Here is a 13,968-nt window from a genome sequence, read left to right as displayed (position 1 = left end):
ATGCATAAAGCATGCCACCGCAAAGGGTGGCATGCTGTTAAATGAAGTGAGGGTAATCAACCACCTATAAGCGTTAGAACGCTTCCCATTGATCGCTCCGGGAGGCCGTTGAGGCTGACTTAACCCCTTGGTCAGAAGGGGCTGGCAAGCCACGGGTTGCTTTGCTCAACGCATGCGTTGCACGCTGCAGCTTCGCCCGCGCCTCTTTGATATTCTCATCCTGGGCACCTTCCAATCGGAACGCATCAACAACGTTGGCTAACTCATAGGCTTCAAGGGAGAGATTATCGGCTGATGCTGCAATCGTCTGTACTTTGGAGGCGTTCTGCTGGGTGACATGATCCATTTCGGCAATTGCCGAGTTGATTTGGCCAATTCCACTGCTCTGTTCGCTGGAGGCAGTACTGATCGCGGCCATCAGCTCGCTGACCCGACTCACCTGCTGAGACACTTCCTCAATCGCTCGCTCCGCCTGCTCGACCGCGCTGCGGCCACCGCTTACCTCTTGCGTGGTGCTATCGATCATCTTACGAATTTCTTGGGCAGCATCCGCACTACGCCCAGCCAGGTTACGTACTTCGCTGGCAACGACCGCAAACCCACGGCCATGCTCTCCCGCACGAGCGGCCTCAACCGATGCGTTAAGGGCCAGAATATTGGTTTGAAAAGCAATGCCGTCGATCACACTGATCATCTCGGTCATTTTTTCAGCACTCTGAGCGATACGTTGCATACGCTCCACCAGTTGCTGCATTTGCTGGCCGGTATCTTTGGTGCTGGCAGCGTTCTGCACCGCCAGATCGGTCGCCTGGCGGGCATTCTCGGTGTTCTGCTGAACCGTGGAGGTCATCTCCTCCATGCTCGACGCCGTTTGCTGAAGCGACGATGCCTGCTGCTCCGTACGCGAAGAGAGCTCTTCATTTTCAGCAGCTATCTGTTGAATCGCCGGCGTCACGACCGATACACGACTTTCAACATCTCCCACGATACTGGATAGGCTAAAGCGCATGGTATCCAACGAGTAAAGCAGCTCGCCCAATTCGTCGTTCGTTTGGCGACGCTCACGGGCAGCCAGATTGCCTGCCGCAATTTGGAAAGTGATAGCGCGTGCGCCTGACAAGCTACGAAACACGGATTTCAAAATCATCACGCTTAGGCCAATCATGACTAAAAAGCCAACGGCCAATAATACCAACTGAGCTATCAACATCTGCTGGCGAGCATCTTGCGCCTGGGTGACCAATGTCTGGGCTTCGGCGCGAACTTGCTCGACCAGAGCGCTATTCATCTCACGCAGCGATTCAGTGGTAGGCACCACGACATCATTAAAGGCTTCAAAAGCCGCGAAACCATTGCCCTCTTGAATGGACACGAGTGCGGTTTGCACCGCAGCGGCCCAAATGTTCAGCGTACTATCAAAAGCTTGGACGGCTTCAACAGAGGCGGCTTCATCTGCATAGTAGTTTGCCCACAGCGTCTGCATGGATTCGCTATATTGGCTAATATCGGCACTAACGGCATCCATATCAGCCCTGCGTGGGCTTCGCACCGCAGGCTCTAATGTCTCAACCGTTTGGCCAATATAACGCTCTATGTGCTGCAGCGAGGAGACATCGCCCAGCCCTGAACGATTGAGTGTTTCCAAGCGCTCGCCAGAGACCATCAGCGCATATACCCCCAGCCCCCCCGCAAGACCCAGCAGTAGTAGCGATGCCACCACCATACTGGTAAGTTTGGCTTTTAAGCTGGTCAGTTGGAATCGCGATAGCATGCCGGTCAAGCCTTTACGCCGCAGGGTACCTTGGGCAAGCTTATAGTGGCGTGATTTACCTTTTTCCTGGATCTCAGCGTAGACCTTCTCTGCCTTGGCAACCGCTTTTGCTGAGGCTTTGCGGCGAACAGAGGTATAGCCAACGATGCGCTCGCCGTCCCGTAGCGGCGCCACGGTGGCATGCACCCAGTAGTGATCGCCATTTTTACGTCTATTTTTGACCACGCCTTGCCAAGTTGCCCCGGCCTGGATAGTTTTCCAGAAGTCTGCATAAGCGACCTCTGGCATATCAGGGTGACGAAGCAGATTATGCGGGGCGCCGATTAACTCTTCACGACTGTAGCCACTGACCTCAACGAAAGTAGGGTTTGCGTAAGTGACATTTCCTTTGAGATCCGAACGGGAAATGAGTACCGCCTCTTCGCTCAAAACATATTCGCGTTGAGTCACGGGCTGGTTATTGCGCATAGATGCGATGCTCCCTGGGGTAGTTATTCTTAATTTTTAGACCATACGCTATTATCGTCGCTCAGCAGATATTTAAACCAGTAAACAGATGTAAAAAAGCGCCGTACTTATGCACGGCGCTTTGAAAATAGACGTATCCATCGCCTAAGCAATGAATACGTAGGATTAACGTCTGTGCTTAACCACGACCAAAGACAACGTCCGCCACATCGCGGTAGCGCTTGGCAAAGTGCACTGTCATTCCCTGCTTAAGGTAATCCGGCAGCTCTTCATAATCGCGTTTGTTGGCATCGGGCAGAATCAATTCAAAAATATCGCTACGCCGCGCGGCAATGACCTTCTCACGAATACCGCCAACGGGCAGCACTTGGCCGGTTAAAGTCAGCTCACCCGTCATGGCCAATGGCCGATCAATGGCATGGTGCTTAGCAAGCGACATTAAAGCGGTGGTCATTGTCACGCCTGCTGAGGGGCCATCTTTTGGCGTGGCGCCTTCTGGCACGTGTAAATGCACAAATGCCGAGTCAAAGAAGTCGGCATCGGCGCCATACTCCTGCAGATGCCCAAGGGTGTAGCTGTAAGCGATATTGGCGGACTCCTGCATCACTTCACCCAACTTACCGGTCAGTTTAAAACCACGGTCCAGTGAGTGGACTTTGCCTGCTTCAATGGGCAGCGTAGCGCCTCCCATCGAGGTCCAGGCCAGGCCAGTGACCACACCTTCCCCAGTGAGTACTTTTTCCTTACGGAAAAGTGGCGCGCCCAAAAATTCTTCCAGATTTTTGACCGATATTTTCACCGTTTCTTGATCCTCTTCGAGCAGCTTAACGGCGGACTTACGGACAATACGGTGCAACTGTTTCTCTAACTGCCGTACACCGGCTTCCCGAGCATATCCTTCAATCACTTGCTTCAAAGCAGCATCGGATAAGTTGATACGTTTTTTCGTCAGGTTGTCGCGTTTAAGCAACTTCGGCCACAGGTGATGCTTGGCAATCGCCAGTTTCTCTTCCGCAATGTAGCCAGAGAGTCGAATTTGCTCCATGCGGTCGAGCAACGGCCCAGGAATCGAATCCAGCGTATTAGCCGTGCATATAAACAGCACTTTGGAGAGATCCATGCGCACATCAAGATAGTGATCGAGGAAGTCGACGTTCTGCTCAGGATCAAGTACTTCCAACAGCGCTGAGGCCGGGTCGCCCTGGAAGGACTGCCCCAGTTTATCGATCTCATCAAGCATGATGACCGGATTTTCGACCTCAACCTCTTTGAAGGCTTGCACCAATTTGCCAGGCATCGCTCCTACGTAGGTACGTCGATGGCCTTTGATCTCAGCTTCATCGCGCATACCACCTACTGAAAAACGATAAAATTCGCGCCCTAACGCTTCGGCAATTGAGCGCCCGATGGAGGTTTTGCCCACCCCCGGCGGGCCGACGAGCAGTACGATCGAGCCACCGACATCGCCTTTAAAGGTACCCTCGGCAAGAAATTCGATAATGCGCTCTTTAACGTCTTTCAGACCGTCATGGTCACGATCCAATACCTGGCGGGCACGGGGCAGATCGAGTTGATCTTGACTGGTCACGCCCCAGGGCAGCGAGGTGAGCCAATCGAGATAGTTGCGCGTGGTCCCATACTCGGGTGAGCCCGTTTCCAACACGCTGAGCTTGTTTAGCTCATCGTCAATACGTGTTTGTACGCGTTCGGGCACGACCAGGGATTCCAGCCTCGCTCGGAAGGTATCCACATCGTTTTCACGATCATCTTTGGAAATACCCAGCTCGCGCTGAATGACCTTGAGCTGCTCACGTAAGAAGAACTCGCGCTGGCGATCCTGCATTTGCGCGTTGACCTGCTCGCTGATTTCCCCCTGGAGCAGGGCGACATCGATCTCTTTACGCAGCAGCGGCAATACTTTCTGCATCCGCGCTTCCACTGACAGCGTTGCCAGCACATCCTGAAGTTCAGGGCCTTTAGCAGAGGTAATGGCGGCGGCAAAATCGGTCAGCGGCCCCGGCTGATGGGGGCTGAAGCGATTGAGGTAGTGCTTGAGTTCCTCGCCATAGAGCGGATTGATCGGCAGTAGCTCTTTAATGCCGTTGATGATCGCCATGGCATAGGCGCGGGTCTCTTCGTTCTCCGCGTCCACCGGCTCTTTAGGATAGGTGACTTCAACTAGATAAGGCGGTTCTTTAGAGAGCCAGCGGGTAATTTTGAAGCGCTGAAGGCCCTGAGCGATAAATTGGATCTGCTCATCTTCGCCTTTCAATTTATGCACTTTGACAGCGGTACCGATCTCAGGAAAACCTTCGTGATCGAGAGAAGTAACGCCCTGCTCACCCACGTAAGCCACGCCCAGGGTGTGATGCGGAGTATTACCCACGCGGCGCATGGTCTCTTCCCAGCGCTCACGATTAACCACCAAAGGCTGAACCTGGGCGGGGAAGAAGGGGCGATTATGAATGGGTAATAGATAGATGCGCTCGGGCAGCATTTCACTGGCGGGCACCAGAGAGTTTACCCGCTCGCCGTCAGAGCGATACTCTTCACTGCTTTTAGCGTCATCGTTGCGAGATTTATCGGTATTTGAGGATGACTCTTCATCGTCAATTTGCCAATCGAGGTGTTCGTGATCGCGTTCGTAATCCTGGTCGCTCATGCGTCCTCCAATGAACCGATACCGGCGGTGTCCACCGCCTAGCTTTGTTCATGGAATGCGGGCACTTTGCAGAAACTTCAACCCTTCGCGATTAGAACTATCGGTTTAAAGCGTTCATTCAGGCCACAGTTCGGGCATGGGGCGACCATTAACCCGCCATACGCCGCGCACGACATCAAACTGTAGCTCACGGGTGCCTAGCGGAAGCCCTAGCCATAACGCGGCGACGGCGGGTGCATCGTGCCATGTAAAGTCACCATCAATACGTTCCAGCCACTTCGCCTGCTCTTTCTTATTGGCCAGATTAACTACACTAAGCTCTTCCAACTGACGGGCATCAAAAAATAGTGCCCCGTCTGCATCCAGGCGAATACCTAGCAGCGGACTATCGATGGCCACGCTCATCACATCTAAACGCGGCGAATCACTGAGCATTTTACGAATATCTGGCTCCAGCCGGACAAGCAATCCTTCAGCCATAGGCAGACTGGCGTCTCCCCAGGCGGCTTCCTGGCGTAAACGGCGAATGGCGTGGCGAACCGCGTCCGCGTTTAAGCGTGAAAGCTCCATCTCTATTCGGCCACTCAGCAAAGGCGTCTCTGGCGCTTCAGAAGGCACCATCACCTCACCTATTTCCAAATCGCCTTTGATACGCAGCTCGCTTTCATCCAGCACCATATGACTGTTCAGGTCGAGCGGCGCCAACTGGATGTCGTAAGAGGGATAGCTTAACGTCAGCATTTCAATATGCAGATGGTCACGCTGGGCAAAGTGGTAAGCCCCCTCGGTATAGGTATAACGGCTTTCGAGCACCGTAGCCCCTAGCTCAAGCTGGGCCATACCATCCGTTAGCGTTAGTCGATCGAGCAGCGCGCGAAGGCGCCAATCACCAAACACACCTTCCAGCCGAAGCCGTCCACCGCGCACGGCTAACTCACGACCGTTTTGTTGAATCACAAAGGGAGCCAAAGCAAGACGCAGCTCACTGTGCCCACTCAGGGTGTGATAGCGACCTTGCCAGCGAGGCACCGAGGGGGCGGTGACTTCACCTACTGCTTGCTGTAACACAGTATCCAGGCGTGGTAACACGGTACCTTCGACATCGGTACTTAAAATACCGTGACGCGCACGATAGGTCAGTTCTAGCCGCCAGGGACGACCCAGCAGCGGCGAAAGTATCAGGCGACCTTGGGAACTTAGCCAGCCCTGACGACTCTCAGTACGGTTGACACGCCACTCACCCCGCGCCTCTAAATCCTCCAGCGCCTGGCGCAGGCTGCGTTCAAATAGAACGCTTGATAGCAATTGCGCTGCCACCCATATCACGGCGATTATCGCCAATGTGGGGACAATCAGACGTTCCTTGCGCATGCTACCTCCTTGAAGCTAACGCCTTGCAGCCGACGCACCCGAAAAAGCTATTAACCGCTACTAGTTACTACTGACTACTGTCTTATTAATACTCGCTTATTACTACTTTCTTTTTCCTCGTTACTATTCGCTACTGACTAACCTCTTTTTTCCTCTACTTGCCACTCACGCTTTTTAATGCAGCCAGAACCATAGGTGCATAGTACTCCAGGCGTAAACCCCTGCCATCACATCATCGATCATAATGCCAAAACCACCCGCTACACGGCGATCAGCCCAACGTATCGGCCAGGGCTTAAAGACATCGAAGATGCGGAACACCACGAACCCCCAAAGTGCTGCCTCCCATGAAAAGGGCACCGCTGCCATGGTCAACCAGTAACCGACAAATTCATCCCATACGATTCCGGAGTGATCATGCACACCTAAATCGTGTGAGGTTTTATCGCATAGCCAAACCCCAACAATAAAGGCAACAAAACAAATACTTAGATACCACCCCAAAGGCAAATCTGCCATCATCCAGTAGAACGGAATGGCCGCCAGAGTGCCAAAGGTGCCGGGTGCCCAAGGCACCGTGCCGCTACCTAAGCCAAACGCAAAAAAATGTGTTGGGCGACGCCAGACACTTTTCGGTGCACGATTCATGGCGCTTCCCCACTAAAATGCTGCCAACCGGCATAGCCACTGACATCACTATGATCGGAGGCACTTACACCCAATGCCTCGCAGCAATGGCCAATGACCGTGAGCGTCAAACCTAATGACGCCAGACGTTGCTGAGCCTTGACGACATCATCAGCGCGTAACGTGACGAGCAATTCATAATCATCACCACCGGAAAGCGAGGCCTTCAAGGCGGCTTCCCGGCCCAGTATGCTCACCAAGCCATCCGCAAACGGCAGCGCCTCCAGCGTAAGTTCGGCGCCTACCTTTGAAGCCTCGCGCAGATGCGTCAGATCGGCCATTAAGCCATCAGAAATATCCATCGCCGCGGTGGCTAAACCACGCAGTGCCACGCCCGCTGCCAACCGCGGTTCAGGCAGCAGATAGCGCTTCAACAGCGGATGCGTCAGATCACGTTCACCCTTTTTCCAGAGCGCCAACCCGCCTGCCCCACCGCCCAATGCACCGGTTACAGCAATCAGGTCACCGGGCTGAGCCCCGCTACGGGTGAGCGCTTCGCCAACGGGCACCTCGCCCATGACGGTAACGCCAATAGATAGCGCGCCGGAGGTGACATCCCCCCCCACCAGCGTGGTGGCGTGCTGCTGGCTGAGCGCATGAAAACCACGCGCATAGTCGGCCAGCCAGTCCTGGGTGGCCTGATCATCGGCAAATTGGCGCTGATCAAAGGTTAGCGCCATTAAACACCAGCGTGACGTTGCCCCCATGGCGGCCAAATCGCTCAGCGCGACAGCCAACGCACGGTGACCTACCGCGAACGCTGGTGCTTCGCGGGGAAAGTGTATATCCACGACTGAGGTATCAACGCTCACGGCCAGCTGTTGACCCGCCTGCGGTACCAGCAGCGTGGCGTCATCTCCACATCCCAGTGTGACGCCATTTGACGCGGTCGACGCCTCCTGCGACGACATGAAGTAGCGTCGGATCAAATCAAATTCGGCAAGCACAAAGGCCCCTTAAACGCATTGTCATCACGCTCGCGTTCAGAGACGACGAGCGCTGACCTCGGCACTACGCAGGCGAATCGCCAGCTTGTCTAGAATGCCGTTCACGTATTTATGGCCATCGGTGGCGCCAAATGACTTAGCCAGTTCAACGCCTTCGTTTATCACTACACGATAGGGCACTTCCATTCGCCGGGACAGCTCGTAAGCGCCTAAGCGAAGAATCGCAAGCTCGACGGCATCGAGATCTTCCAGGCGGCGATCAAGTAATGGCGAAATCTCACGATCCAGCTCCGTTTTAAAGCGCACGGTATTGTGAAGCAGCTCGTGAAACAGCGCTTTATCGGCGATTTCCATCACCTTTACCCAGTTTTCGTGGTCTTCCAGGTCATCATCAGCTACCTGACTACGAAACTCGGCTTCAATGGTAGTGATGGATTTACCCGTCATATGCCATTGATAAAGCCCCTGCACGGTTAACTCACGCGCCGCATGGCGGCCCTGCTGAGCGGCAGAGGGTTTACGCTCGCTCATTGGTTATCTCCTAATGGCAGCGCGCGTAGCAGTGAGACCATTTCCATGGCGGCCATGGCAGCTTCGGTGCCTTTGTTGCCAGCCTTGGTGCCCGCACGCTCAATCGCTTGCTCGATCGTCTCAACGGTCAACACGCCGTTAGCGACCGGGGTATCAAATTCAAGCTGCAGGTGATTAATCGCCGTGTTGCAGCCGCCCGCCACGTACTCGAAGTGAGGCGTTCCGCCGCGGATAACCGCACCCAGAGCGATGACGGCATCCGGTTTCATGACTTTTAAAACGCGCTTAACCGCTAGCGGTAGTTCCCAGGCACCCGGCACGTGAACAATGTGGATATGCTCGGCGTCTACGCCGTGACGCGTCAAACTGTCCACCGCGCCTTCCACCAGACTATCCACCACGTGATGGTTAAAACGGCCTACCACGATGACGTAATGGCCATCGACATCAACAAACGTACCTTCAACTTGAGTGAGGGAGTGCATCAATTTATTCCTGCTGATTAGTCCGGCTGGATTAGTCCTTCTGGATTAGTCCTGCTGAAAGGTTGGCTCATCCACCGTGTCATTCGGTCCTAAACGCTCAACGACTTCGAGATCAAAGCCGGAGAGCGCGGAGAATTTCCACGGTGAACTAAGTAGTCGCATTTTCCCCACGCCTAAATAGCGCAGAATTTGCGAGCCGGTGCCGATCGTTAAATAGTTGCCCGCGCCGTCAGAATCACTGGTACGCGGCTGACGAACACGATCCAAAAAGATATCTAGCTGATCTTTTAAATCTTGGTGCGGCCGACCATCATCGATCAACACAAACACCCCTGACTCAGAGCTGGCGATCTCTTCAAGGGCCCGGTGGGCATCCCAGCGGCATTGCTCACCTTTCATCAAACCCATCACATCGCGCAACGTATCGGTGAGATGCACGCGAACGGTGGTAGAGGCCTCTGGCGTCGGCTGGCCATGCACTAACGCCAAATGGTGAGCGCCCTGAATACGATCACGGAACACATGGAGTGTCAGCTCACCGTGGGAGGTCATCACCGTTGAAGCTTCCAGGTGATCAATCGTCTGCTCGTTGACGATGCGGTAGTGAATCAAATCCGCAATGGTACCCATTTTAATGCCGTGCTCTTGAGCAAACACTTCAAGCTCTGGGCGGCGCGCCATACTGCCATCATCATTCATGATCTCGCAGATCACACCGCTGGGGTCACACCCAGCCAGCGCTGCCAAATCACACGCCGCTTCGGTATGTCCCGCGCGGCGCAGCACGCCACCTGGCTCTGCCATCAAGGGAAAAATATGCCCTGGCTGAACGATATCAGAGGGCTTGGCATGGGGCGCCACCGCCGCTTGAACGGTGCGTGCGCGGTCTGCCGCTGAAATACCGGTGGTCACACCTTCGGTAGCTTCAATCGAGAGGGTAAATTTGGTGCCAAAACCGGAACCATTATCGCGCACCATTAGCGGCAAATTAAGCTGCTCGCAGCGGGCGCGGGTCATCGGCATACAGATAAGACCACGGGCGAAACGGGCCATGAAGTTGATATGTTCGGCCTGCACTTTTTCGGCGGCCATGATGATATCACCTTCGTTTTCGCGATCCTCATCGTCCATGAGAATCACCATTTTACCCTGCCGGATATCTTCCACCAGCTCGGCGATAGGGGCTAAGCCTCTAGAGGAGGAGTGCGCCATGGAATCTCCAAAAGTTGTCGCATAACGTTGTCGCAAAGAAGCTGTTGCGCCAGCTTGTAACGTAAAGTCGTCACGGAAAAGTTGTCACGTTAGCTGCGATTTCGCGCGTCAGGGTACCTTGCTCTCGCCTGTTGCGCTAGTCACCTGAGGGGAGGCGATAATGCGCCAATCACGCCCCACCGCCCGCATATCATGAATCGTTAAACGACGCTGATCCGCCATACGCGAGAGCCCTGGCAGTGCAAACAGGGGCCGCGCTTCTCCCCCTAGCAATGTAGGAGCGACAAACAGCTGCAGCTCGTCGACTAGCTCTGCATCGAGCATAGCCCCCGCCAGGGTCGCGCCGGTCTCTACCAGCAACTCATTAACGTGTTCGTTTTCGGCTAACCACTTCAACATCACGGCTAAATCAATTCGGCCATCACGCCCGGCGGGTAGCACCTGCACTTCTGCACCGGCCTGCGTTAATCGAGCACGCTTTTCAGCTGCGTGGGCTGGCGTCGTAATGATCAGGGTACGCCCCGGCTCACGTAAACAGGCCGCTGCCAGCGGTAAACGTAGCCGGGTATCTAAAATCACCCGCAGAGGCTGGCGGTGTAAGACCTCATCGACATTACCAAGCTGTAGCTGTTCTGCTCGCAAGGTCAGTCGTGAATCATCCATTATAATCGATTCGACGCCGCTCAATATGGCGCTGGAGCGCGCTCGCAGCCGCTGCACTTGAGTACGTGCTTCTGGGCCGGTAATCCATTGCGATTCACCTGACCCCATGGCAGTACGGCCGTCTAAACTCATCGCCATTTTCAAACGCACAAAGGGGCGCTGCAGGGTCATACGGGCAATAAACCCCAGGTTCAACGCACGCGCTTCACTCTCAAGCAACCCCACTGCGACCTCGATACCGGCTTCTTCAAGTAATTTTATACCGCTGCCGCTAACACAAGGATTAGGATCCACCATGGCGACAACCACGCGCGCGACCTTGGCAAGCGTTAGCGCCTGCGCACAAGGACCGGTACGCCCCGTGTGCGAGCAAGGTTCCAGGGTGACATAAGCGGTCGCGCCGTGGGCCTGATCACCGGCGGCGTTCAAGGCGTGGACTTCCGCATGGGGTTCACCGGCACGCAGGTGATAGCCTTCACCCACAATTTGCTCATCACGCACAATCACACAGCCAACCCGAGGGTTAGGATCAGTGGTGTAGAGTCCTTTTTGCGCCAGCTTTAGCGCCCGCGCCATATAACGGTGATCGGCTTGGCTAAACAGACCACTCATTTTAGCGGCTCGCTGCCGTGACCAGGCCTAGAAGTGGGCTCTTGAGAAAGCCGGTCAATCTCAGCACGAAACTCGTCCAAATCCTGAAACTTGCGATACACCGAGGCAAAGCGGATGTAAGCCACATGATCCAGGGTTTTAAGCGCCTGCATGACCGACTCACCGATATCACGGGCATTGATCTCACGGTCACCCCGCGCCCTCAACGTTTGACGGATACGCTCAACCGCGGCTTCAATGGCCTCAGCGCTGACCGGCCGCTTTTCCAGCGCGCGCAGCATGCCTGCCCTTAATTTGGCTTCATGAAAGCTCTCGCGGGAGCCGTCAGACTTCACCACACGAGGCATCACTAATTCAGCGGTTTCATAGGTGGTGAAGCGCTCCTGGCAGCTCGCACACTGGCGACGACGGCGCACTTGGTCACCATCGGCTACCAACCGTGAATCGGTCACTCTAGTATCGTTCGCACCACAAAATGGGCAATGCATGGCGGTCAACCTGTTGTCAGCTCGTGTCGGCGTACTGCACGAGTAAGCTTGTTATAACCTGTCAATGTGTATGCTATTAATGGCGTTTAAAGCGCTAGCAGCTGTCGCAAGCTAATGACGCTTAGCACTTAAACGCGGTATCAACCACGTATTGTAACGATTTGGCACACAAGCTGCAGTGTTTGTGGCAGATTGTTTATTTGGAGCCAACCATGCCCCCCTTTGAACAGACCGTTCACGACACATTTTCAAATACCGTTCATGACTATCTCAGCCACCTTTATGGGCCCCGGGCGGGGGAAGTGCAGCGCCGCTTAAACCAACGCCTAGAGTACTTTCAATCGCTCGCACCATTTTCACCCACCCTCAACGCTGCTAATTCAAAAAACGCACCTTCATGGAGCGAAAAAGATCAGTGGGTGATCAGCTATGGCGATTCCATTATAGAGGAAGGCGTGCCCCCACTGGCAGTCCTTAGCGATTTCCTCCAATCACGGCTGGGCGAACGCATCAGTGGCATCCATGTGCTGCCCTTCTTCCCGTGGAGCAGCGATGACGGTTTCTCGGTAATCCACTACCGGGAAGTCAACAGCGATCTCGGCGACTGGTCACATATTCGCGAACTCGCCAGCCATTACGATTTGATGGCCGATTTAGTGCTTAACCACGTTTCCAGGGAATCGCTCTGGTTTGTGGATTACCTGAGCGGCAGCCTGCCTGGGCGCGACTACTTTATTGAAGTCGATCCAGATACCGATGTCTCTCAGGTGGTGCGCCCACGCAGTAGCCCACTGCTGGTTCCCGTTTCCACCCGCCGCGGCACCCGCTACCTATGGGCAACTTTCTCCGAAGACCAGCTAGACCTGAACTTTGAAAACCCAGATGTACTGCTGGAGTTTGTGGGTATTTTGTTGTTCTACCTGGAGCAAGGCACGCGGATTGTGCGCTTGGATGCGGTGGCCTTTTTGTGGAAGCGGTTAGGCACCTCCTGCATTCATCTACCGGAAACCCATACCGTGGTGCGGCTGCTGCGGGCGATTGTGGATCATGTGGCCCCGGGCACCCTGTTAATCACTGAAACCAATGTACCTCATCAGGAAAACATCAGTTATTTCGGTTTAAACCGGCTACCCGCGGGAACGCCCGACGAAGCCCATATGGTGTATCAATTTGCCCTACCCCCACTGCTCTTGCACACCCTTACCCGTGGCGAAGCGAGCACTCTGCAAACTTGGCTTGCCAGTCTTCCTGTGCTGCCCGAGCAGTGTACTTACCTGAACTTTACTGCCAGTCACGACGGCATTGGCGTGCGCCCTTTGGAAGGTTTATTGCCTGATCACGAGCGGGATGCCCTGCTGGAGCTGATGCACAAATTCGGCGGTTTTGTCAGCATGCGTAGCAACCCCGATGCCAGCGATACACCCTATGAGATCAATATCACCTGGTTTGAAGCCATGCGCGGCACCCGACGAGGGCCCGACCCATGGCAAATTGCACGCTTTTTATGCAGCCAGGCGATCATGCTGAGCTTGCAAGGCATACCCGCTCTCTATATCCACACGCTAACGGGCACGCTCAATGACGTAGAAGGTGTTGAGCGCAGCGGGCGGCTACGCTCGATCAACCGTCGGCGCTGGCAGCGTAGTGAGCTAGACCTGCTGTTAGACAGCCCGTCAACGCCCACCCACGATGTTTTCCATGCGTTAAACCGACTATTAGACCAGCGCCGTCAGGAACCCTGCTTCCACCCCAATGCCGCCCAGCGGGTGCTGGTCTCTGAACCAGAACTGCTGGCAGTCGAGCGCGGCCCACTGCACGATGGTCGCCGTTTATTGGCGCTGTATAACGTCACTGATCTGCCGCTCCCCTTAGAAAGCGTGGGTGACGCAGTTACCCAGGCACTTGAAAAACACGCTTGGCAAGCGCTGGATCCTGGCAATCCCTGGAGCGCCGACGGCGCGCTACCGCCTTATGCAGTGCGCTGGTTGGTAGCTGACCGCTAATACCATTTCGCTAATACCATTTCGCTAATACCATTGAGAAAACTAAAGTTTCAAAAAGCCGTAAGTTT

General features: G+C 54.7%; 11 protein-coding genes. 1 reads left to right on the top strand and 10 read right to left on the bottom strand.

Annotated features, from left to right (window positions below; translation table 11 throughout):
• Positions 1-73: 73 nt before the first annotated feature.
• The 10 genes from AC5TBW_RS05720 to nrdR all read right to left on the bottom strand — a co-directional run bounded on the left by AC5TBW_RS05720 (position 74) and on the right by nrdR (position 11,897).
• Entirely contained in the window at positions 74-2,239 is a 2,166-nt protein-coding gene (locus AC5TBW_RS05720) for a methyl-accepting chemotaxis protein (protein ID WP_495511132.1), read from the bottom strand.
• 178 nt (positions 2,240-2,417) lie between these two features.
• On the bottom strand, positions 2,418-4,901 hold the full coding sequence (gene lon / locus AC5TBW_RS05715; RefSeq protein WP_495511131.1) for an endopeptidase La: 2,484 nt from the start codon (positions 4,899-4,901) through the stop codon (positions 2,418-2,420).
• Between the two features lie 114 nt (positions 4,902-5,015).
• On the bottom strand, positions 5,016-6,272 hold the full coding sequence (locus AC5TBW_RS05710) for a DUF945 family protein (protein WP_495511130.1): 1,257 nt from the start codon (positions 6,270-6,272) through the stop codon (positions 5,016-5,018).
• Between the two features lie 174 nt (positions 6,273-6,446).
• On the bottom strand, positions 6,447-6,920 hold the full coding sequence (locus AC5TBW_RS05705) for a phosphatidylglycerophosphatase A family protein (protein ID WP_441668684.1): 474 nt from the start codon (positions 6,918-6,920) through the stop codon (positions 6,447-6,449).
• On the bottom strand, positions 6,917-7,906 hold the full coding sequence (thiL, locus tag AC5TBW_RS05700; protein ID WP_495511129.1) for a thiamine-phosphate kinase: 990 nt from the start codon (positions 7,904-7,906) through the stop codon (positions 6,917-6,919). The genes AC5TBW_RS05705 and thiL overlap by 4 nt, the downstream gene beginning before the upstream one ends.
• A gap of 36 nt (positions 7,907-7,942) precedes the next feature.
• On the bottom strand, positions 7,943-8,437 hold the full coding sequence (gene nusB / locus AC5TBW_RS05695; protein WP_447044826.1) for a transcription antitermination factor NusB: 495 nt from the start codon (positions 8,435-8,437) through the stop codon (positions 7,943-7,945).
• Positions 8,434-8,922 carry a 6,7-dimethyl-8-ribityllumazine synthase gene (gene ribH, locus AC5TBW_RS05690; RefSeq protein WP_495511128.1) on the bottom strand — a complete coding sequence of 163 codons (489 nt, stop codon included), beginning with the start codon at positions 8,920-8,922 and terminating at the stop codon, positions 8,434-8,436. Before ribH ends, nusB begins: the two co-directional genes overlap by 4 nt.
• A 45-nt stretch (positions 8,923-8,967) precedes the next feature.
• On the bottom strand, positions 8,968-10,134 hold the full coding sequence (gene ribBA, locus AC5TBW_RS05685; RefSeq protein ID WP_495511127.1) for a bifunctional 3,4-dihydroxy-2-butanone-4-phosphate synthase/GTP cyclohydrolase II: 1,167 nt from the start codon (positions 10,132-10,134) through the stop codon (positions 8,968-8,970).
• A 108-nt stretch (positions 10,135-10,242) separates the two neighbouring features.
• Positions 10,243-11,409 carry a bifunctional diaminohydroxyphosphoribosylaminopyrimidine deaminase/5-amino-6-(5-phosphoribosylamino)uracil reductase RibD gene (ribD, locus tag AC5TBW_RS05680; protein ID WP_495511126.1) on the bottom strand — a complete coding sequence of 389 codons (1,167 nt, stop codon included), beginning with the start codon at positions 11,407-11,409 and terminating at the stop codon, positions 10,243-10,245.
• Complete coding sequence (gene nrdR / locus AC5TBW_RS05675) at positions 11,406-11,897, bottom strand: transcriptional regulator NrdR (protein ID WP_495511125.1); 492 nt, start codon at positions 11,895-11,897, stop codon at positions 11,406-11,408. The genes ribD and nrdR overlap by 4 nt, the downstream gene beginning before the upstream one ends.
• Positions 11,898-12,109: 212 nt before the next feature.
• Between nrdR and AC5TBW_RS05670 the strand changes: the two genes are divergently transcribed.
• A complete protein-coding gene (locus AC5TBW_RS05670) occupies positions 12,110-13,900 on the top strand; it encodes a sugar phosphorylase (RefSeq protein ID WP_495511124.1) in 1,791 nt (596 codons plus the stop codon).
• The last annotated feature ends 68 nt before the right edge of the window (positions 13,901-13,968 follow it).

It is taken from the genome of Vreelandella sp. ssv (genome assembly GCF_059448525.1).
The sequence above is the reverse complement of the archived record's forward strand: the minus strand, read 5'-3'. Positions and strand labels throughout refer to the sequence as shown.

Coding starts and splice junctions, on each gene's coding strand:
- ribD (WP_495511126.1), bottom strand. CDS start 11,409: ATGAGTGGTCTGTTTAGCCAAGCCGATCACCGTTATATGGCGCGGGCG.
- nrdR (WP_495511125.1), bottom strand. CDS start 11,897: ATGCATTGCCCATTTTGTGGTGCGAACGATACTAGAGTGACCGATTCA.
- AC5TBW_RS05705 (WP_441668684.1), bottom strand. CDS start 6,920: ATGAATCGTGCACCGAAAAGTGTCTGGCGTCGCCCAACACATTTTTTT.
- AC5TBW_RS05710 (WP_495511130.1), bottom strand. CDS start 6,272: ATGCGCAAGGAACGTCTGATTGTCCCCACATTGGCGATAATCGCCGTG.
- nusB (WP_447044826.1), bottom strand. CDS start 8,437: ATGAGCGAGCGTAAACCCTCTGCCGCTCAGCAGGGCCGCCATGCGGCG.
- ribBA (WP_495511127.1), bottom strand. CDS start 10,134: ATGGCGCACTCCTCCTCTAGAGGCTTAGCCCCTATCGCCGAGCTGGTG.
- lon (WP_495511131.1), bottom strand. CDS start 4,901: ATGAGCGACCAGGATTACGAACGCGATCACGAACACCTCGATTGGCAA.
- ribH (WP_495511128.1), bottom strand. CDS start 8,922: ATGCACTCCCTCACTCAAGTTGAAGGTACGTTTGTTGATGTCGATGGC.
- AC5TBW_RS05670 (WP_495511124.1), top strand. CDS start 12,110: ATGCCCCCCTTTGAACAGACCGTTCACGACACATTTTCAAATACCGTT.
- AC5TBW_RS05720 (WP_495511132.1), bottom strand. CDS start 2,239: ATGCGCAATAACCAGCCCGTGACTCAACGCGAATATGTTTTGAGCGAA.